Below are 20,990 nucleotides of genomic sequence, written 5' to 3'. Positions count from 1 at the left end.
CGTGCTGTCGGTGTAGCGCTGGTCCGGAAACCGGGACCATAGAAGCATTGACTCGTCGCCATCTCTGATCGTGTGATGATCGCTGGTCTGGCCGTAGTAGTAAAACCGGATGTTCATTTGCTTCAATTCCCCACGGCCGGTGAGCTGCGATGGACCGATGTCCTTCGGCAGCCCAAGGCCGAGACGCTCGGATATGAAATATTCGGTCTCGCTCGGCACAGCGGCGCGGCTGCATCCGCTTTCCAGAACAGCCCGCCGGGAGTCCTTTGCCAGGGCCATGAGCCTCGGCATCTCCCGAAGCGAACAGCCGTCCAATATCACGACAGCGCTTTTCTGGTTGCGCCCGAAGAAGGAGGCGACCGCCTTTTCCTCTGACGGCGGCGCGGTCAGCTCAGCAAAGAGTGATGAAGCCGAGCTTCGTAAAGCATTTTCCCTCTCATTCACTAGTACTTCTCCGCGCCGCAGATAGTCCTTAGGCGAGTTGCCCGATGCGGCAAAGGCTTCCTGCGACCACACTTCCGTGAGCAGCCAGTTTTCAAGACCCGGCAAGCGAGGGCCGGGCTGCGTAAGGCGTTCAATCAGGGCGCGATCCAGAGCGGCTTTCATTTTTATGCGCCCTCCCGGTTTCTGCGACCTTCATTTTGAAGCTCAACGCTGAAACGCGCCATGTAACTTGCCCCCGTCAGGTTAGGCAGTTTTTCACAATGCTGTTCCAATCCCGCCTTGGTCATCGGTCCAGGCACCATGATATCGAGCTGCACGCCTACATCACCTGAACCTGACAACGCGCCGCGATACGCGGCAGGCAGGCCGGACAGGTCCTGGCCACGATAATCGGCGAAAATGGTGAAACGCACTGTTCGAACGATCGGATCGTCCATATCAGTGAGGCGGGCGGCTGTCTGCTGACGAAGCTCGCCAAGACTGCGACAGGACGGAGTACTTCTCTCTTCAACCATGATCGCGGGAGTGGATGGCGGCTGCTCACCCGCTCCTTCTTCAGTTTCTGTAGCCTGCTCCGTCGCGGTAACAGGTGCGGTCGCTGGAGTACCTGGCTGTGCGCGGTGCTCGGGCCTCTCGGCCGGCGTCTGCCATGGTGTGCTGACCACAGCCTGATTTAGTTCAGAATCCGTGAGTGATGCACGTTCTCCGCAGAAATTCCCTCTTGGATGCTGCAAACCGAGAACAGGATTTCGATCTGCTGCAAGGGACCGAAGTATATCCGTCACCATGGTAACGGTCAGCGGGACAGGATAACCTAAAGTGTTTCGATAGGCGCGCTCGATTTGCTCCACCCTCTGACCGAAGAAGCCCGAAAGATTGCGCCGAAGGTGTTCCTCGATAAGCGAAGGCGGAAAGACCTGAGAACGAAGGTATGTAAGCACTTCCTCTTTGCTGCTGGCCTGTCCCAAGCCTTCTTCCTCAAACTGCGTCTGCGACGCCTGATCGCCCCAGCGCTCGATCCTGATATACAACAACCCTGCGGACTTTAACGTTCGTTGGATCTGCTGTACCTGCGCCCGTTCGATCTGTTCGAACTTTGTTCGGCGTTCAGCGTTCGAAGATGATGCGGCAAGCAGCCGCGCAGCCTTGAGGCGCTTGGCAAGCGCCAGCAGGTCGGGATTTGTAAGATGATCCACTCTCGGGTCGCGCGGCTCAAGCAAGAGCACCTGGTTGCGCAGCTCAAGCCCCTGATAGAGAGCGAACCGCTCCGCCTGGGACAAGCGACGAGGCGCTAAGACATATCGCTGACCGTGTCTGGAAAAGCCCTGAAGCGCCAGCTTTGTTTCTTCCAGATCGCGGTAAATGACCGCCTGATGATTATCCCGAAATACCTCCTGCAGCCAAAGCTGAATGATCTGCTCGCGCGCTGTGTCGTCGCTGTGCCGCATTGCATCGAGCTCGACCTTGGCGTATTCATTTTCCACCAGATCGAAAAGGAAGCGACCCTCGCGCTCGTGGAAATAGGTCCCATATCTTCTGAACGCCTCGAGACCGGCATGATACTGATTCGGATCATCGCCGGGCTTGACCACATGCCGCACAAGCTCATCGGTCGTCATGCCGACAGCGCGGCCGCCCGGCACCAGACTCGCCAGCAGTACCGCCGATGCAATAGCTTCCGCGTACGGCTGTGCGGCAAGATCACGGTAATTGCCAGCAGCAGGATTGATCAGCGAGCCGCCAGGATCGAGATCGGAGAGACGGTCCGCGCAAACCGGGTCAGTCACGCGACAATGAGATGCGGTCATCAGATAGGAACCTTCAGGAGTTGCGTCCAGCATGGCGCCGAGCAGGCCCAATGCGCTTCGTGTCCCCTGAAATCCCCCGCTTTCCGTTATTCGCTCAAAGACCAGCTCTATCAGATCGGGGAGGAACGGGAAGGACTCCTCCATGCGACCAACGTAGCCATCGGGCACTTCCATACCAAAGCGACGCCATGTGTTGATGTATGAATGGATAAGCGAGCGTGCAGACTCCTTGTCATAGCTATCGGCGTTCTTAAACAGTCTGTGCCGAACAATGGATGCCCGATCCTGAGGTTTGCGGAAATGTAACTCTATTCTCTGCGTCCGCTTGAGCGTGGAACCCGGCTCCTTGTTTCCGTCGTAAACAGCGGCGAAGAGAGTCAGATGACTCCCCTCACGGCTGGCCTCTTCGCTCAGCATCTGGAGGAACGCTATGTTCTGACTGCGCTTGGTCGAATCGGGTATAATATCAATACCCCGTTCCAACTCGTCGAGGATAAGAACCAGATGGCGATCCTTAATGGCAGCTCGGAAATCATCGAGGTCAGGTGCCCGCTCTGCGCTCCACTTGGCCTTGAGCCGCTGCCCGATCAGCATCCAAAGCGCATCGCCTGGCATTGATTGATCTGTAAACTTATGGACAATGACTTCGGGATTCTTCGGCGGGGACCAGTCGTAACCGGCTTTAGCGGTCCAGGCTTTTGCTTCGGTAAGGCTCGCGAAGAGATGATAGCCTAAGAGAAGAGTATGAGATTTCCCAAGACCCTTGACCGCTTGGGCCAAGACGGTCCCCGGACCAGCCCCCTCTTTGAATCTCCTGCTGAGTCCTTTGAGAACCTTATGGAGGTCCTCGGAAAGATACGTCAGCTCGAAGAACCGTTGGGCACTGCGCTCGAGACTGTCCGCTGGACCGGACCTAAGACGTTCGAGGTCGATAACACCATCAAGAGATTCTGTTGATTCATAGCGTCGGTCTATCATGAATGGTAGAATAACACAGAATTCTTGAAGTGTCAAGAAAATAACATTTACGGTGTTGGCAGTTGAATATAAATATAAAAAACCCTGGGTTATCCCAGGGCCTCTCATAATTGGTGTTTCATTATATTGAATGCTGGCTACACCGTGATCTCAAGTATGATATTGTCGTAATTCATAAGAGGCATGGTTTTCTCCCGACCGTCCTTGGTCTTCTTGAGCTCCAACAAACCAGCATCGGCAAGAAACTGCACATCGTTAAAGGTATTCTTAATATCCCGTTTCAGCTTTTTCGCCAGCTCATAGACAGACTCGGATGTTCCTTCTTGATGGCCCAGAGGACCCGCAAGCGCTCTTCGGTCAGAACCTTTCTCATGGCATCGATGCTGTCAAAGGAAACGCCCTCATGCTTTTTGACTTTCTCGCCGCGTTCAATCTTTCCGACCACGTCCTTGACTTCGTTCAGGAGCTCCGCATCGGATTTGATCGCAATTTTGATGTTCCGCACTTTCATCGCTTCCCCACATCTCGTGACACAGGAGCTCTACTTTCTTGGCGCAACCCGCCATATTGGTAATACGATACCATATATCAGGTTTCTGTCAATGCTTTGATCGTATCAAGCTTCATATGCTCACCCTGCCACTTTCGGAAACGGAAGAATCTTCGCCCCTGACTTGAGCCCGTCCAGATAATCGCCCCACTGCTGCATCATCTTCTTCCGTTCGTCAAGGTGCGCGGTCCTGTTGTATGCCCTGCCGTTCGGATCACGAACCGTATGCGCGAGCTGATGCTCGATGTACTCAACCCGGACGTGGAGGACTTCGTCGAGGATCGTGCGGGCCATGGCCCGGAATCCGTGGCCGGTCATTTCGTCTTTGGTGTATCCCATACGACGCAGCGCGGCAAGAATAGCGTTGTTACTCATCGCCCGCAATGTCGAACGGTGGCTCGGGAACACATACCGCCCGCTGCCCGTAAGCGGCTTCAAAGATTCCAGGATTTCTTTGGCCTGACGCGACAGCGGTACGATGTGAGGCTGTTTCATCTTCATCTTGGGGCCGGGGATTGCCCAGATGCCTGCGTCAAGATCCATTTCAGACCATTCGGCGTGACGCAGTTCTCCTGGACGCACAAAGAACAACGCGCCAAGCTGCAACGCGCATTTCACAATGAACGAGCCGCTATAGCCGTCGATAGCCCGGAGAAGAGCCGCCGCCTCTTTCGGCTCCGTGACTGCCGCAAGGTGTTCTTGTCTTTTCGGCGGAAGCGCACCTTTCAGGTCTGCCGAGGGATCGCGCTCGGCCCTGCCGGTAGCGATCGCGTAACGGAATACTTGCCCGGCGAGGATCTTGATTCGGTGCGCTGTGTCGAGCGTGCCCCTCGACTCCACACGCCGGAGAACACTCAGCAACTCAGGGGCTCTCACTTCACCGATAGGCTTTGCTCCAATCCAAGGGAATACCTCCCGCTCAAGACGCTTCATTAATGTAGCCGCATGGCCGGGCGTCCACCGGTCGTAAAACTTCTCATGCCATTCCCGCGCCACGACCTCAAAACTGTTTTCCGTGGTTGCGATGCCTGCGGCCTTCTGCGCCTTGCGCACCTGGCCAGGGTCGATGCCGTTTGCAATGAGCATCCTCGCTTCTTCGCGCTTCTTTCTGGCAGTGGCAATGGAGATTTCAGGATAAGAGCCGAAGGAGAGAAGTCTTGGCTTGTTCGCGAAGCGATACTTGAAGCGCCAGAGCTTGCCGCCCGTCGGCGTTACGAGGAGAAATAATCCTCCGCCGTCAAAAAGCGTGACTTGCTTCTTCTGAGGTTTCGCTTTCTTGATTTTTGGATCAGACAGGGGAACAATACGCTTCGGCATAGGCTCCTCTCCTTTTGGGTATACGCACTTTGCTTTGGGTATACGCGACTCGAAATCGTATACCCAAAACGCCTGGATTTATGCATATCACATAGGACGAGGAAAGGCAAGCAGAATGAGAAAAGCCGCTATTTTCAGCGGCTTTTTCACTTTGTGAGGCTCTATTGGATGGAAAATTGGTGGACGAGAAGGGGATCGAACCCTCGGCCTCCGCATTGCGAACGCGGCGCTCTCCCAGCTGAGCTACTCGCCCATATGATAAAGACAGAATGCAGACGTCCAGAGAACAGACACGAGCTTTTAACAGCGGTTAATCTAATATATCGGTTCGAAGAAATCAAGGAAAAAGTTCGGGAATCAGAGTTCAGACGTCACTCTCGCAGAGGTGTGACTTCGTCCTCATGGAAAATCCTCGGCCTGTCCTCTGACCTCCGCCCTCTGTATTCCGTCTCTCCTGGAGGACATTTCTATTTTGGCTTGACACTCATTCTCTCCCGTATTGACAAATGCCCCAGTCTCAGCTATAGTGTGCAGGCTTTTTGAAGCCGATTTTCCGTGAAAGGAGACATATCCGTGCGTGAACGACAGAAGGAACTGGCCCGCAGACGCAAACGCAAAGAGGAAACCTTGAGAGCAAGGCGTAGGGCGGCCCTCGCCGAAGCCGCGAACAAGAAAGGGAAGTAGCCCGCATGCCGCTCAGGCGTTCATTCTCCACAATCCTTGCCCTGCTGCTTCTGCTCTCCTTCGCGGCCGCTCTTCTCTCGACCGGATGCGCGCCCGCGCTCCCGCCCGAACCTGAATGGGAAAAAGATGCGCAGGCGATGCTGAGCGAGGCCGAGGGCTTCTACGCCAGGCGGCAGTATGACCAGGCGGTGAAGACGGCGGATGCTTTTTTTGCCCAGTATCCCCGGAGCCGGCACCGGGACCGGGCCCTGCACCTGCTCGGAGATATACGCCTGTTCAAGCGGGACTATCGCCAGGCGCTCAGTTCCTATAAAGAGATCATCGAAAAATATCCAGCCTCGCCGTTCATTCCCGACGCGAAATTCAAGCTGGGCAGATGCTATTTCGAGCTCGGGGAATACGATCTCGCCGTCGCCAATCTCGAAGACCGCAGCAAGATCACCGACCCCGCCCAGCTGAGATCCATCTCGGAAATGCTCTCCTCCGCCTACCTGGCCCGGAAGAACTACGCCCAGGCTCTGAAGGAGTTCGGGTACCTGGCCGACCACGCCGCGAATGCGAAACAGCAGGCGGGATACCGCGACCGCGTCCGCGAGATCGTGGACAAGAACCTGAATGAGGATGAACTCAGAAAGGCCGCTTCCGGTACCGCCTATCCCGCGGACATCGCCCAGCTCCGGCTCGCGGCCCTCCTGATCGAGCAGCGGCAGTACCGCGACGCGGTCAGGGTCAGCAAGGAGTTCCTTGACCGGTTCCCCTCCCACCCGGAGAAGACCCGCGCCGAGATGCTGCTGAACGAGGCAACAACCCGATTGACGGCACCCCGGTATCTCGTCGGAGCCCTCGTGCCCCAGACGGGCCAGCTCGCCTCGTTCGGCGACCGCGTCCTCAAAGGGGTACAGCTGGCGGTCCATGCCTACAACCTGCAGGAGCCGGAGAACCGCGTCGAGCTTATCGTGCAGGACACCGAGGGTTCGCCGGACAAGGCAGTCGCCGGCCTGAAGGAACTTGCCGCGAAGGGAATCGTCGCGGGCCTGGGCCCCATCACCGCCCGCGAAGAGGACTCCCTTGCTCCGGTGCTCGAAACGCTCCACATCCCCTTCCTCCGGCCTGCGGCAGGGCGCTCCGGATTCGCGGTAAAGACCTCCTGGATCTTCAGGAATGCCCTGACCATCGACAGCCAGGCGCACGCCGCCGCTCAGTACGCGCTCGGGATGAAGCTGCGTCGGTTCGTGCTCATGTATCCCGACGATGCCTACGGCAAGGACCTGTCGCACTTGTTCGTGCGGGAACTGGACCGGGGCGGCGAGATCATCGCGACCATCGCCTACCCGCCGGACACGAAGGACTTCGGCCCCTACATCCGCCGGATCATGGAGATCGACCTCCGCTCCCGGAAGGTGCCGATCCCCGAGGAAGAAGCGCAGCGAAAGAAGCTGTTCGAGGAATACCGGCCCGGGTTCGATGCCCTCTATCTGCCCGGCTATGCCGAGCGGGTCGGCCTGCTGATCCCCCAGCTCGCCTTCTACAACATTACCGGCGTGGCATTGATCGGCTCCGACAACTGGCACTCCCCGGACCTGATAGACCGGGCCAGCCGGTACGTCGAGGGTGCCGTTTTTGTGGACGGCTTCTTCCCCGAGAGCATCGAGGCGGGCGTGAGGGGGTTCGTGGACTCCTACCGGTCCGCATACCAGGAAGAGCCGGACATCCTGGCCGCCCAGGCCTACGATTCGGCGATGATGATCTTCTCGCTCCTGAAGGAGCATAAGGACACGCCTCAGGCCGTACGGGACGGTCTCCTGGCAATGAAGGACTACCCGGGCATCACCGGGACTGCGACGTTTTCGGGTTCCCAGGAAGCCCAGAAGAAGCTGTTCCTCATCCGGATCGAGGATGGCAGGTTCGCCCTCCTCACTGCTGAAAAATGAAGCCTTGTCAGGGTACCCTTCTCCGTGCTTCCCGGTCCCGTCGGGACCCGTGGTTGCAAAAGGCTCCTTAACCCGGTTTTCCCTTGACAACACCCCGCGTTATCCCTTAGTATCGAATTCCGTTTTTGCAGTCCTTTTTCGGAGAAATCCCATGTTCCAGAAGGTGTTGATAGCCAACCGCGGCGAGATCGCGCTCAGGATCATTCGTGCCTGTAATGAGCTCGGCATCCGGACCGTCGCGATCCATTCCGAGGCGGACGCCACGACCCTCTATGTCAAGAAGGCCGACGAGGCCGCGCTGATCGGTCCCGGACCCCTCGCCGGGTATCTGAACATCTACGGCATCATCGATCTGGCAAAACAGCTCGGCGCAGATGCCATCCATCCGGGCTACGGCTTCCTGTCGGAGAATGCCGAGTTCGCCCAGGCCTGCGCCGACGCCAGCATCGCCTTCATCGGGCCCAATCCAAGCGCCATCAGGGAGATGGGCCTGAAGATCGAGGCGCGCCAGAAGATGGCCGGGGCCGGCGTGCCCGTCATTCCCGGCACGACCGCGCTCCATTCGGAGGAAGAGGCCGTTGCAGCAGCCGAACAGATCGGCTACCCCGTGATCCTGAAGGCATCGGCGGGAGGGGGAGGACGGGGCCTCAGGGTCTGCTGGAACGCGAACAACGTGCGCAGGATGCTTCCCCTGGCGATCGGCGAGGCGAAGAAGGCCTTCGGCAACGACGCCGTCTTCATCGAAAAATACATAGAAGAGCCGCACCACATAGAATTCCAGGTCGTGGCGGACAGGCACGGCAACGTGATCCACCTCGGCGAACGCGACTGCTCGCTCCAGCGAAGGCACCAGAAGCTCGTCGAGATCGCGCCGTCGCTCATCCTCGATGACGCACTGCGGGCCGCCATGGGCGCGACCGCGGTCGCGGTCGCCAGGTCCGTGGGCTATGACAACGTGGGCACCGTGGAGTTCCTGGTGGATAGGAACAGGAACTATTATTTCCTCGAGATGAACACGCGCATCCAGGTCGAGCATACGATCACCGAGGAGGTGACCGGCATCGACCTGGTCCAGACCATGATCCGGAGCGCGGCGGGCGAGAAGCTTCCAGTCAGGCAGGAGGACGTCGTCCTGCGCGGCTACGCCATCCAGTGCCGGATCAACGCCGAAGACCCCCTGAACAACTTCCTGCCCGCAACGGGCAAGATCACGGCCTACTACTCGCCCGGCGGGTACGGCGTGCGCATCGACGGCAACGTGTACCGCGGCTATACCGTGCCGCCCCATTACGACTCGATGCTGGCCAAGCTCATCGTGCGCGGGAACACCTGGGACGAGACCGTGCGCAGGATGCACCGGTCCCTCAGCGAATACGTGATCCGCGGGGTCAAGACCACCATCCCCTATTACAAGAAAGTGATGGAGGACCCAAAGTTCATCTCCGGCAACTTCACGACGAGCTATGTGGAGGAGCAGGCTGAGAAGCTTTTGTACCGGCACGAGAAGGACCCGAACGACACGGCCATCGCGATCGCGGCCGCGATCATCGCCCATTCGAAGGTCTAAACATTGACACTGACGGACACAGATCAAGCTATGAAGGGACATGATCGAATCTTCGTTTTTTCATAACAAATCAGTGTAGATCAGTGTCAAAGATTTTGAATTGAGGAACCATAACGATGCCGAACAGTAAGAAGACAGCACCGAAGAAAGTCCAGATCATGGACACCACCTTGCGCGACGCGCACCAGAGCCTGCTGGCCACGCGGATGAGGACCGAGGACCTGCTGCCCATCGCCGAGGTGATGGACTCCATCGGGTTCTGGTCCGTCGAGGTCTGGGGAGGGGCTACCTTCGATACCTGCCTCCGGTTCCTGCGGGAGGATCCCTGGGAGCGGCTGCGCAGCCTCAAGAAGGCCTTCCCGAAGACACCGCTCCAGATGCTGCTGCGCGGCCAGAACGTGGTCGGCTATCGTCATTATGCCGACGACGTGGTCGAGAAGTTCGTCGAGAAGGCCATCGAGAACGGCATGAACGTGATCCGCATCTTCGACGCCCTGAACGACTTCCGGAACATCAAGTCCTCCGTCAAGGCCACGATCAAGTACGGCGGCAAGGTGGAGGGCTGCCTCTGCTATACCCTCGGCCCTATCTACAATAATGAAGTGTTCGTGGACATGGCCAAGAAGCTCGAGGATATGGGCTCGGACACGGTCTGCATCAAGGACATGGCCGGCCTGCTCGCCCCCCTGGATGCCTACGATCTCGTGCTCAAGCTCAAGAAGGCCGTGGGCCTTCCCATCCATCTCCATACGCACGACACGAGCGCAATGTCCGTGGCAACGACGCTCAAGGCCATCGAGGCCGGCATCGACATCGTGGACTGCGCCGCCTCGTCCATGGCGGGAGGCACGAGCCAGCCTCCCCTCGAGACGATCATCCATATCATGAGGGGCACGCCCCGTGACACGGGGCTCGACCTCAGGCTCGTCGGACAGGTGACGGAGCATTTCAAGTCCGTGCGCAGGAAGTACAACGCCTTCGAGAGCGAGTACACCGGCATCGACCCGAACGCGATCATCTACCAGGTGCCCGGCGGCATGATATCGAACCTGGCGTCGCAGCTCAAGGAGCAGAACGCGCTGGGCCGGATGGAAGAGGTGATGGCCGAGGTCCCCCGCGTGCGCGAGGACTTCGGGTTCCCGCCGCTCGTGACGCCGTCCAGCCAGATCGTCGGCACCCAGGCGACTCTCAACATTTTGACCGGCGAACGCTACAAGGTGGTCACCAGCGAGGTGAAGAACTACCTCAAGGGCCTGTACGGCAAGCCGCCCGCGCCCGTGAACGAGGAGATCAGGAAAAAGATCCTCGGCGACGAACCGGTCGTAGAGGTGCGGCCGGCCGACCTGCTCGAGCCGGAGATCGAGAAGGCGCGCCGCGACGCCGGCGACAAGGCAAGATCCGAGGAGGACGTCATCTCCTATGCCCTGTTCCCGAAGATCTTTGCCGAGTTCGCCGAGCTGCGGGACAAGGGCTTCCCGCCCGAGGAGCCGAAGAAGCCGCTGGTTGAAGCGCCCGCAGATGCGGGCCCGACCCTCGCGCCGTCGGAGTTCATGATCAACGTCCACGGCGAGTCCTACCACGTCAAGGTCGGCGGCAAGGGCCACAAGTCCGAGGGCAAGCGCCCCTATTTCGTCTGGGTCGACAACCAGCTCGTCGAGGTGCTGATCGAGGCGCTCGTGGAGGTGGTCCCGTCGGAAGAAGGCATGATCGCGCCGAACGTGGGCGGGCAGTCCAAGCGGCCGAAGCCGAAAGAGCCGGGCGACGTGACGGCTCCCATGCCCGGTACGGTGATCAGGCTCAAGGTCAGGGCCGGCGACAAGGTCAAGGCAGGCGATACGGTGCTGATCATCGAGGCCATGAAGATGGAGAACGAGGTCCATACGCCGGTCAGCGGCGAAGTGAAGGAGATTTATGTCAAGGAAGGCGACAGCGTGAACCCCGACGAGGCGCTGGTGATCGTGAGATAATTTTTTTGACACTGAAGGACGCTGATTGTACTATATCTGACCCATGATCCAGGATCGGCCATCATGACACCGGTCCCTATCCGCTTCAAAAGGCCTTTTATAAAAATGGAAGAACTCTCCCTGATCCAGAAGATAATCGTCATGGTGCCGCCGCTGGTGTTTGCCATCGTGCTGCACGAAGTCGCCCACGGCTGGGTGGCCAACAAGCTCGGCGACCACACGGCCCGGGACATGGGCCGGCTGACACTGAACCCGATCTCCCATATCGACCTCTTCGGCACGATCATCATGCCGCTCATGCTCTTTATTCTGACGGACGGGAAATTCGTGTTCGGATCGGCCAAGCCGGTCCCGATCAATCCCTACAATTTCAAGGACCCGAAAAAAGGCATGGCCCTTTCCTCCCTTGCGGGCCCGGGCGTCAACCTTTCCATGGCGCTTCTCTTCACCGTGGTCCTGCGCCTCGCCCTGCCCCTTCTTCACCTGGGCGCGCCGAAAACGGCATGGGACTGGTTCGCACTTCCCATCAGCCTCATGCTGACCTACGGAGTTATCATCAATGTGGTACTCGCGGTCCTGAACCTTATCCCGATCCCGCCGCTCGACGGAAGCAGGGTCGCCTACTGGCTGCTCCCGAGCAGGCAGGCTGCAGCCTACTACCGGCTCGAGCCCTACGGAATGCTGATCATCCTTGCGCTGTTCGGCTTCGGCATCCTGGGCAAGGTCATGGCCCCCGTTGTGGGCTTTATCCTGATGCTGCTCCTGGGAGAAAAATTCTTTTGACGAACGTGGACCACTGATGCCCCTGCGAAACCATGTAACCACAGATGAACACGGGTGCGGCTATGCCGCACGCACAGATGGGGCGGCAGGCATTACGGCAGTACATCCTGCTTTCTTGGTTCAACGTATCATGTTTTAGGTCTTCACCCGCGTTTATCCGTGTGTCCCGCCGAGCGGGACCTGTGGTTTCAAAAAGGATATTTCTATGACGAAGAAGCGAGTCCTAAGCGGAATGCAGCCGAGCGGCCTCCTGCACCTCGGCAACCTGATGGGCGCACTGGACAACTGGAGGAAGCTCCAGGACCAGTACGAGTGCTATTACTTCATCGCGGACTGGCACGCGCTCACGACGAACTATGCTGACACCTCGAAACAGCGCACCCATGTCCGGGAAATGGTGATCGACTGGCTCGCGGCCGGGCTCGACCCGGAAAAGTGCGTCATTTTCCAGCAGTCCCTCGTGCCCGACCACGCGGTGCTCCATGTGCTCCTGTCCATGTCCACGCCTCTGCCCTGGCTTGAGCGCGTCCCGACGTATAAAGAGAAGATGGAGCAGGTCGCGGACAAGGACCTCCACACCTACGGGTTCCTGGGCTATCCCGTTCTCCAGGCCGCGGACATCCTGATCTACAAGGCGAACTTCGTTCCCGTGGGCGTCGACCAGCTTCCCCACCTGGAGCTTACCCGCGAGATCTGCCGCAGGTTCAACGGCCTCTACGGTGAGGTATTCCCCGAGCCCCAGCCGCTCATGACCGAATATCCGAAGCTGCCCGGCACGGACGGGCGCAAGATGAGCAAAAGCTACAACAACACACTGAACCTTTCGGACAGCCCCGAGACGATCACCAAGAAGGTCATGCAGATGATCACGGACCCTGCCCGGATACGGAGACAGGACCCCGGCAATCCCGACGTCTGCCCGCTCTTTGCGCTGGACAGGATTTTCGCGCCCAAGGAATGGTGCGACTACGTCAACGTGGAGTGCCGCCGCGCCGGCATCGGGTGCGTGGACGACAAGAAGGAGCTCCTGAAGCACCTCCTTGCGTATCTCAAGCCCATCCAGGACCGCCGCAAGGAGCTCTCCGCCCATCCCGAGAAGGTGACCGAAATCATGCAGGGAGGGTCGCGTAAAGCGCGCGCTATTGCCGCGGAGACCATGGCCTTGGTGAAGGAAGCAATGAAGCTGTAAAGAAACAGATCGTAACCACGGGTCACGCTCCGCATGACACACAGATGAACACAGGTAAAGGCCCTCACGCGTCGCTGTTGTCAGGCAGTTTGCCTGCAGTTACATCAACTTCCAATCCAGAGGCCCCTCCGACTTCTGCATGGGGACCCTGCCGCCGGTTTCGGCTTGTCACCATCCGTGTTCACCCGTGCGTCCCGCACATAGCGGGACCTGTGGTTACAAAACGTTGCTTCGTCCTTCCACGAAATCCCTTGACAACACTCCGTGTCTCCCCTATTATTCTTTCAGAAACAGCGGGAAAACCTCATGATAACCACCATTCAAGACGTCCTGAAAGAGTTCAAATCCGACATGGAGCGCATGGAGCACCGGATCCATGAAAGCCTCGGCACGGACGTTCCCCTTATCCAGCAGGTCAGCACCTACATCCTCGGCGCGGGCGGCAAGCGGTTTCGGCCGCTCCTGCACCTGCTCTCGGCCCGCCTCTGCGGCTGCCGGGACCACAACGCGGAATACACCATCGGCGGCGTCGTGGAATTCATCCACACGGCCTCGCTCCTGCACGACGACGTGATCGATGAGGCCAAGATCCGTCGCGGCAAATCCGCCGCAAACTCCCTCTGGGGCAACCAGGCCAGCATCCTCGTCGGCGACTACCTGTACTCGAAAGCCCTCTACCACGGGGTCCGGCTTCAGAACCAGCGGGTCATGGATGTCCTGTCCGAGACCACGACCACCATGTCCGAGGGCGAGGTCCTGCAGCTCATGCAGATCCAGAACCTCGACATCACCGAGGCTGATTATTTCAAGCTCGTCGAGTGCAAGACCGGCGTATTGATCGCAGCTTCCTGCCGTCTTGGCGCGATCATCAGCAAGGCGCCCCTGTCGCAGGAGGACGCCCTGTCCGCCTACGGGAAGAAGCTCGGGCTGGCGTTCCAGATCACCGATGACACGCTTGATTACGCCGCCGACCAGAAACGGCTCGGCAAGGTGCTGGGCAAGGACCTGCAGGAAGGCAAGGTGACCCTTCCCCTCATCTATCTGCAGAGGAAGGCGGAGCCCGGGGAACGGGAGCGGCTCAAGGATATCCTGGCGGCCGGGAGCATCACCGACGAGGACCTCACCTACACACTCGGCCTGATGGTAAAATACGGCACCGTCGAAGAATCGCTCAGCCTGGCGCAGGCTTTTTCGGACCAGGCAAAAGCGGAACTCGGCATATTCCCCGATTCGCCGCCGCGCCAGGCATTGATGGCGCTCGCGGATTACGTGGTGCAGCGGGAGATGTAATGCATCCCCTCGTCCGGCTCGCGAAGGAAACCGTCGAACTCTACGTCAGGAACAGAAAGGTGCGGGAGGTCGGGAAGGACGAACTTCCGCACGAATTCGACGAGCAGGCCGGCGTTTTTGTATGCCTCAAAGTAGCAGGGACGCTTCGCGGGTGTATCGGAACCTTCCAGCCAACCGAACCAACCATAGCCCAGGAGACAGTCCGCAACGCGGTCAGCGCCGCCACCTGCGATCCGCGTTTTCCCTGCGTCAGCTCCGAGGAGCTTGGCGATATAGACTATACCGTCGATGTGCTCACGCAGCCGGAGCCGGTCGCTGACAAGTCCGAACTGGATCCCCGGAAATACGGCGTGATCGTGCAGGCCGGCAACAGGCGTGGCCTGCTACTGCCGGACCTCGAAGGCGTCGATACGGTCGAGTACCAGGTGGCCATTGCCATGCAGAAGGCGGGAATCCCTCCCGGGACGCCGGTCAAGCTGTTCCGGTTCGAAGTGAAGCGGTATCATTGAAAAATGTTTTCCCTTGGAACCACGGGAGCTCTGCTCACACGGGGCTTCGCCTCACGGATAAAGACAAAGTCCTGGTATTAAAACCTCAGCTCGTATCCGTGTGTGCGGCAAAGCCGCACCTGCCTGTCCCCGCGCTTTGGCAACAGCAGGGGATGTTCATCTGTGGTTACGTGATTCTATCAGTTGTTCAATTTTTATTGTCAGCTCATCAACCCAAGAGGAGGTCATAGGAAAACACCATGGAGAGACAAGAAAGAACCGAAAAAGACGACGCACAGAAGGCGAAACTCATATTCTTCTCGCTCGCAGCGCTGGTGGTTGTGCTTCTGGTCTGGAGCGTTGCCGCCGCGAGCAAGGCCCGTTCCGAGCGCAATGCCGCAAAGCAGGAACTCGAGATGGTGAGGTCCGACAACGTGAAGCTCGAGCAGATGGTCAAGGACCTGACCCAGGAGAATGAGAACCTGAAGAAGAAGCTCGCCCAGCTGGAGACCAAGGCGAAGGCCAAGCCTGCCCCCGCCAAGAAGAAGGCGCCCGCGGCAAAGAAAACGTCAAAGAAAAAGAGCTCCAAGACAAAGTAGCAGGGAGCATCAGCAACGGGAATTTCTCCTGACGGATCCTCACGAGCGCGGGAAGAAAGAAGGGACCCACCATGAACAAACGACAGAGCATCCGCTCCTTCGAGTACAAGAATGACTACCTCTATATCGTGATCCGCCAGGCCCCGGAGCTGGGAGAGAAAGCGTACACCTACTGCTGCGGGATCAACATCTCCCGGTTCGACCCTCTCTGCTGGGGCAAGGCCGGCATCTGCTCGAACCCGGCGTTCAAGGGGCTTCAGCTGCTGCGCGCCGACGTCTCGGCCTTCGCGCGCAAATGGGGGGTCGAAACGAAGAACGCCGAGCATATCGCCTGCGGCCCCATGACACCCCGGGGCGACGGCTGGTACCGCGAGAGCACGCTCCTGATCACCGCGGCGACGCCGAAGCAGGCCCAGGACATCCTCGAGTTCAGCGTTCAGGACCTCGTGAAGACCGTCCTCACCGTATGCGCTCCGGACGCGAAGCTGCCCGCCGTGCTCCCGAACCCTCCCGCTATGCAGAAGTTCCTTGAATCGATGAGCGTGAAGAATTACAAGGAAATGGCGCCGCCGCCGATCGCGAAACCGCAGGGGAACAGGTCCTGAAACCACGGATGAACACGGTTTGCCGGAAGAATCCTGTCCGTGAAATTTTTTCCTGAATCCGTGTTGATCCGTGTTCATACATGACCTTTTCATCTCCGATCATGACCTCCTTAGCCATCATCAGAGACGACCGCTATCTCGAACACAACGCCGGCGAGGGCCATCCCGAGAGCCCGAACCGGCTGCGTGTGATCCACGATCTCATCGATAAAGAATTCAGGGAGCTCCCGCTCATCCAGCCCCGTCTTGCTGCAACCGATGAACTTGCCCTGGTCCACGATCCCTTCTATATCCAGGCCGTTGCGGAAACCGAGGGCAGGAGCCGTACGCAGCTCGATCCCGATACGGGCACGTCCAGCCGCTCTTACGAGATCGCCCGCCTTGCCGCCGGCGGATTGCTCAATGCGGTTGATGTTCTTGTCTCTCGTCCCTCGTCACTCGCCTCCCCGTCATCGGTCTTCGCCTTCGTCCGCCCTCCCGGCCATCATGCCGAAGCGGACCATGCCATGGGCTTCTGCCTCTTCAACAACATTGCGATCGCCGCTGCCTACGCGAAGGAGAAGCACGGCCTGAAAAAGATATTGATCGTCGACTGGGACCTGCATCACGGCAACGGCACGCAGCACTGCTTCTACAACGACCCGTCCGTCCTGTTCTTTTCGTCTCACCAGTTCCCCTACTATCCGGGGTCCGGGAATTACGACCAGGTCGGGAGCGGCGCAGGCGAAGGCTTCACCGTGAACGCCCCCTTCCCCACCGGGTTCGGGGACGAGGAGTACCTCAGGGTCTACAGCGAGATTCTGAAGCCCATTGCCCTCGAATACAAGCCCGAACTCGTGCTCGTCTCCGCCGGGTTCGATCCGTATATTAAGGACCCGCTGGGCGGCATGGGAGTGACGGGCGAAGGCTTCGGCGCCCTCTCTTCCCTTGTCCGGGACATCGCCGAGCGGACCTGCGGCGGCAAGGTATTGCTCACGCTCGAAGGCGGGTACAATCCCGATGGCCTGCGCGAGGGAGTGCGGGCCGTGCTCAATGCATTTTTAAAACCTCTTCAGACAGTATCCGCCTCACCTGCCCCCGCTGCAGACCGCGTCATCAAGAACGTCATCGCCCATCAGAAGAAATATTGGAAGAGCCTGAAGTAGCCGGTAAGAGTTCGAGGGCTTCCCGCGCAGTTTCAGGCATTCGAACAGGTGGTGCCGCAGCCTGAGCGAACCATTTCAGGTACCCCTTGCGCAATGAAGATTGAACTGCCTTCTGTTTCAAAACCGAATTAACTGCTTCAGAATGTCATCGCGGATAGGCTGAAGCGGCTCACTCACCAAAAAGCTATTCCATATCTGCATGTTAATTTACTTTTGCAGCTATTCCATATAGTGAATAATAGATAGTGAATAATAGTCTTTTTGGTCGAATTGTAATAACATCATAAGCATACATTAAGCTTTTTCTTAAATCCATTGACCGTGCTATCAATCTATGCTACCGTATTTCGAACCGCTAATAACATGTTGGTCACTGGATCACACGGGATGTAAATGACGACTCACAAAAAAAAGTGAAAATGAACATATCTTGGAAAGACGCAATAGTAACGCTTATTTCTATTATCGCTCTTGGCGTTTCAATCAAGAGCTGCACGTTGTCTTTACAATCGGTTGAAATAACCAATAGACCCTACCTTACTATAAAGCCCGTCAAATTTACTAAGTCAGATAACTATCTTGAAATTACAAATGATCCGAAGAAGAACTCAATATCGCTAAAAACGAAATTTGAACTGACCAATCTTGGAAAAACGCCAGCCACCGACGTTAAGTGTCCCGAACATGCACTATCCTCAATCCTTGATGTAAATAATCCAAACAATCAAAATGCTGAATTTCCTGTCCCATTTACGCCGTGTCCTAAAGCCGATATCGGTCCTGGCGATACTCATAAGATGGTTCTGATAATGACTGTACAGAAAAATAATCGTCAAGATATGAAGACGGACTCGGATTATTTTAATTCAGGTAAGGGTTATATAGTCTGGACAACACCTATTACTTATTCAAGTATTTATGATCGCTCTAAAGAATATTCTGTCGAAGTATCTTATAAGGTATACAAGGACCAAATCATATTTATCAAATCAGATGTAAAGTGACCTAGCAAATCTGGCAAAAGAACAAACAACGTGATGCAGCTTCCAACCACACCGTCGAGAGGGTCGGAAAATCGCGCTCCTCACGTCGGCGTTAATATCTTTATGACGAACAATTCGCCCGATAATAAAGGTCCTATAAATAACAGAGAAGCACCAGATATGGGTCAGATTACTCTTCGTACGCGGACCAATCTCGCTGTGCCCCATCTCATTTCAGCGTGCTTGTTTTCAAAACAAGTCATGGCACTGGAAAGAGAAAATCAAGGAAAAGAATTTGGAGCTTTCTGGGAAGATATTCTTGCTAACGCGTCCGCAAACGTTCTGCTAACAGTAGCTGCGCTAGAGTCATATGTTAACGAGTTGTTTGCTGACCATGAAACTAATTTTCCGGGGATTCGCACGGATGTTTTGATAAAATTATGGGAGTCTTACGAGCTAAAACCCATATTGGATAAATATGATCTTGCGCTGCTCCTACGTCAAACCAGCTTATTGAATCGCGGAAATGCTCCAACACAGGATGTGAATTTATTAATTCGATTGCGCAATGCATTAACTCACTTTAAGCCGGAGTGGTTTGATGTACAGCAAGATCACGCAAAATTATCATCACAACTAATTGGTCGGTTTTTACCCAGCTCATTCTTCTCCGCGAGTGAGTCAGTATTTCCACGACGTTGGGCTACTCACGGATGTACAGCGTGGGCAATCAAGTCTGCCATTAACTTTATTGAAACATTTGAAGTTCAGTCAGGACTTCCTAAACGGCTCGAACAGTTCAAACCCAGATTTATATATGAATGAGGCTGAAGTGATAAATTATTAACCCGTCGTTCCATGCCGACCGCTTCGCGGCGTGTGAACTCGTCGTTAGGCATTTACTTGGAGGGACAACATATGTTTCGTTCGTTATTAATAAGTGCATTTTCATTGGCTATCGCTGGTCTTTCCGCTTGTGCTGTTCCTACTCCGAGTCGCGAATTTCAAAATGTGCCGCCCGGTAAGGTTTATGCCGGCAAGATACTCAATATCGCAGCACCAAATTCCGAAGGGTGGCAACTACTGAAGTCCTCCCCATCTGGCATGGTATTCGCCCGCCAGGGCAAAGCACCGGGTGAAAGCTTTGTAGCACAGGTTGCTATCTTTAATCCGCCTCAGACTGATTCGCCGGAGGAATTTGAAGCTGTCATCGTCAAGGGCGCACAGAGAGACGCAGAAACAGGCAGATTCAGTACCAGTAATTTTACGCATCAATTCACCTCTGCTCGCGGTTACCCATGCGTTCAGATGCAGAATATTTCCGAGGACCGGCAGGCAAAGACCGGACCGAATAAGACTGAAACTCTTGTTCTCCAGAACGAGCACCTTTATTGCAGACATCCAGTCCAAAAGAACATTGGATTTGCGATCACATATTCCCATCGTGGGAAAAGTCTGCACCCTGATTTTCAAAAAGAGGCTAACTCCTTTATTGAGGGGGTTCTGGTGCCAAACACCCCGTCATCAAAGTGAAGGTGCGTGATAAACATGCCCAACACGTCGTTCAAGCGGACGCTTGACGGTGCGCAACTGAACTTAGCGTTATGCGGACATGGAGGAAGTCATCGGCCTTCGGGCTGCCTCAATTTGTCTAGGTGGGAGAATCGAGTTGGCGAAGAGACTGGTTGCACTACTTCGCGGAGTGAACAACATAGGTTCCGCGAAGCGCATCGCGATGGCGGACCTGCGGGCGCTCGTTGAGGGTCTTGGTTTTCGTGATGTCCGGACATTGCTCAATAGCGGCAACATAGTCTTCTCGGCGCCAGACGACGGGCATGGCGATGTCGCTGCCCGGATCGAGAAGGCACTCGATGCAAGGTTTGGTGTCAGACCTCGTGTGACGGTCCTCACGGGAAACGAGGTCGCGGCGGCAGTTCGTGACAACCCATTTGCCGACATGGCGGACAATCCCTCACGCCTGCTGGTGATGGTGCTCAGAACGCCATCGGACCAAGGCCGGCTCAAGCCGCTTCTCAAGAAGCGCTGGGGTCCGGAGGCTCTGGCGCTTGGAAAGCTGGTTGCGTACCTATGGTGCGCAAACGGCGTCGGCAGAAGTAAGCTGTGGTTGGAGGTCGACCGTGCGCTGGAACGATCAGGCACGGCGCGCAACATAGCGACGATGACGAGACTCCTGGCTCTTGTTGAGGGATCATCGAAGTGACGGATGGATGTTCGCGGAATGCCGCATACCATGCGCATGCCCGGTCATGAGAAGGCCCATCGCCGGGACTTCGCAGTGACCAGCAAGGAGAAATATAATGTCTAAACTCCGCGTCCAAAGCTTCGCGATTTCCATCGACGGCTACGGTGCCGGGCCGAACCAGGACCTCCAGAATCCGCTCGGCGTCAGGGGTCCTGAGCTGATGGAGTGGTTCTTCCAGACGCGCCTTTGGCGGAAGATGTATGGCACCGGAGACGGTGAGACGGGGATCGATAACGAAATTGCGGAGCAGGGCTTTGCCGGAATCGGCGCCTGGATCCTCGGGCGCAACATGTTCGGCCCTGTCCGGGGCCCGTGGCCGGATGACAGCTGGAAGGGCTGGTGGGGAGACGAGCCGCCATATCACACGCCCGTCTTCGTGCTGACGCATCACCCGCGGGC

The 20,990-nt window shown here is 56.9% G+C and carries 19 protein-coding genes and 1 tRNA gene; 15 read left to right on the top strand and 5 right to left on the bottom strand.

The window, feature by feature from the left end:
* From VL197_00420 to VL197_00400, 5 genes are all read right to left on the bottom strand, one after another.
* Nucleotides 1–606 (bottom strand): hypothetical protein (locus VL197_00420; protein HUJ16439.1); only part of this gene is annotated, 606 nt, incomplete at its 3' end.
* A gap of 2 nt (nucleotides 607–608) precedes the next feature.
* Entirely contained in the window at nucleotides 609–3,032 is a 2,424-nt protein-coding gene (locus tag VL197_00415; protein HUJ16438.1) for a DUF499 domain-containing protein, read from the bottom strand.
* Nucleotides 3,033–3,510: 478 nt separating this feature from the next.
* A complete protein-coding gene (locus VL197_00410) occupies nucleotides 3,511–3,735 on the bottom strand; it encodes a hypothetical protein (GenBank protein ID HUJ16437.1) in 225 nt (74 codons plus the stop codon).
* 126 nt (nucleotides 3,736–3,861) lie between these two features.
* Complete coding sequence (locus tag VL197_00405; GenBank protein HUJ16436.1) at nucleotides 3,862–5,097, bottom strand: integrase arm-type DNA-binding domain-containing protein; 1,236 nt, start codon at nucleotides 5,095–5,097, stop codon at nucleotides 3,862–3,864.
* Between the two features lie 177 nt (nucleotides 5,098–5,274).
* Nucleotides 5,275–5,350: transfer RNA gene (locus tag VL197_00400), tRNA-Ala, on the bottom strand.
* Nucleotides 5,351–5,786: 436 nt separating this feature from the next.
* Between VL197_00400 and VL197_00395 the strand changes: the two genes are divergently transcribed.
* From VL197_00395 to VL197_00325, 15 genes are all read left to right on the top strand, one after another.
* Entirely contained in the window at nucleotides 5,787–7,712 is a 1,926-nt protein-coding gene (locus VL197_00395; GenBank protein HUJ16435.1) for a penicillin-binding protein activator, read from the top strand.
* Between the two features lie 151 nt (nucleotides 7,713–7,863).
* Nucleotides 7,864–9,279, top strand: a complete 1,416-nt coding sequence (accC, locus tag VL197_00390) for an acetyl-CoA carboxylase biotin carboxylase subunit (GenBank protein HUJ16434.1) — start codon at nucleotides 7,864–7,866, stop codon at nucleotides 9,277–9,279.
* Nucleotides 9,280–9,395: 116 nt separating this feature from the next.
* Nucleotides 9,396–11,246 (top strand): sodium-extruding oxaloacetate decarboxylase subunit alpha, encoded by a 1,851-nt coding sequence (oadA, locus tag VL197_00385; protein ID HUJ16433.1) that lies wholly within the window; start codon nucleotides 9,396–9,398, stop codon nucleotides 11,244–11,246.
* Nucleotides 11,247–11,309: 63 nt separating this feature from the next.
* Complete coding sequence (locus tag VL197_00380; protein HUJ16432.1) at nucleotides 11,310–12,029, top strand: site-2 protease family protein; 720 nt, start codon at nucleotides 11,310–11,312, stop codon at nucleotides 12,027–12,029.
* Between the two features lie 205 nt (nucleotides 12,030–12,234).
* Entirely contained in the window at nucleotides 12,235–13,218 is a 984-nt protein-coding gene (gene trpS, locus VL197_00375; GenBank protein HUJ16431.1) for a tryptophan--tRNA ligase, read from the top strand.
* A 306-nt stretch (nucleotides 13,219–13,524) separates the two neighbouring features.
* Nucleotides 13,525–14,508: a polyprenyl synthetase family protein gene (locus tag VL197_00370; GenBank protein HUJ16430.1), complete on the top strand. Its 984-nt coding sequence runs from the start codon at nucleotides 13,525–13,527 to the stop codon at nucleotides 14,506–14,508.
* Nucleotides 14,508–15,017, top strand: coding sequence for an AmmeMemoRadiSam system protein A (gene amrA, locus VL197_00365; protein HUJ16429.1), 510 nt, complete (start codon nucleotides 14,508–14,510; stop codon nucleotides 15,015–15,017). Before VL197_00370 ends, amrA begins: the two co-directional genes overlap by 1 nt.
* A gap of 239 nt (nucleotides 15,018–15,256) precedes the next feature.
* Nucleotides 15,257–15,595: a hypothetical protein gene (locus VL197_00360; GenBank protein HUJ16428.1), complete on the top strand. Its 339-nt coding sequence runs from the start codon at nucleotides 15,257–15,259 to the stop codon at nucleotides 15,593–15,595.
* A 71-nt stretch (nucleotides 15,596–15,666) separates the two neighbouring features.
* Nucleotides 15,667–16,200, top strand: coding sequence for a hypothetical protein (locus VL197_00355; GenBank protein HUJ16427.1), 534 nt, complete (start codon nucleotides 15,667–15,669; stop codon nucleotides 16,198–16,200).
* Between the two features lie 80 nt (nucleotides 16,201–16,280).
* On the top strand, nucleotides 16,281–17,345 hold the full coding sequence (locus tag VL197_00350; protein ID HUJ16426.1) for a histone deacetylase: 1,065 nt from the start codon (nucleotides 16,281–16,283) through the stop codon (nucleotides 17,343–17,345).
* A gap of 413 nt (nucleotides 17,346–17,758) precedes the next feature.
* Nucleotides 17,759–18,349 (top strand): hypothetical protein, encoded by a 591-nt coding sequence (locus VL197_00345; protein HUJ16425.1) that lies wholly within the window; start codon nucleotides 17,759–17,761, stop codon nucleotides 18,347–18,349.
* A gap of 159 nt (nucleotides 18,350–18,508) precedes the next feature.
* Nucleotides 18,509–19,153, top strand: coding sequence for a hypothetical protein (locus VL197_00340; GenBank protein HUJ16424.1), 645 nt, complete (start codon nucleotides 18,509–18,511; stop codon nucleotides 19,151–19,153).
* 93 nt (nucleotides 19,154–19,246) lie between these two features.
* The gene (locus VL197_00335) at nucleotides 19,247–19,861 is read left to right on the top strand and encodes a hypothetical protein (protein ID HUJ16423.1); all 615 of its coding nucleotides are present in this window, start codon (nucleotides 19,247–19,249) and stop codon (nucleotides 19,859–19,861) included.
* Nucleotides 19,862–19,997: 136 nt separating this feature from the next.
* On the top strand, nucleotides 19,998–20,549 hold the full coding sequence (locus tag VL197_00330; GenBank protein HUJ16422.1) for a DUF1697 domain-containing protein: 552 nt from the start codon (nucleotides 19,998–20,000) through the stop codon (nucleotides 20,547–20,549).
* A gap of 97 nt (nucleotides 20,550–20,646) precedes the next feature.
* The coding region (locus tag VL197_00325) for a dihydrofolate reductase (protein ID HUJ16421.1) at nucleotides 20,647–20,990 on the top strand (344 nt) is incomplete at its 3' end.

The sequence above is a fragment of the Nitrospirota bacterium genome (assembly GCA_035516965.1).
GTDB lineage: Bacteria > Nitrospirota > UBA9217 > UBA9217 > UBA9217 > MHEA01.
The sequence above is the reverse complement of the archived record's forward strand: the minus strand, read 5'-3'. Positions and strand labels throughout refer to the sequence as shown.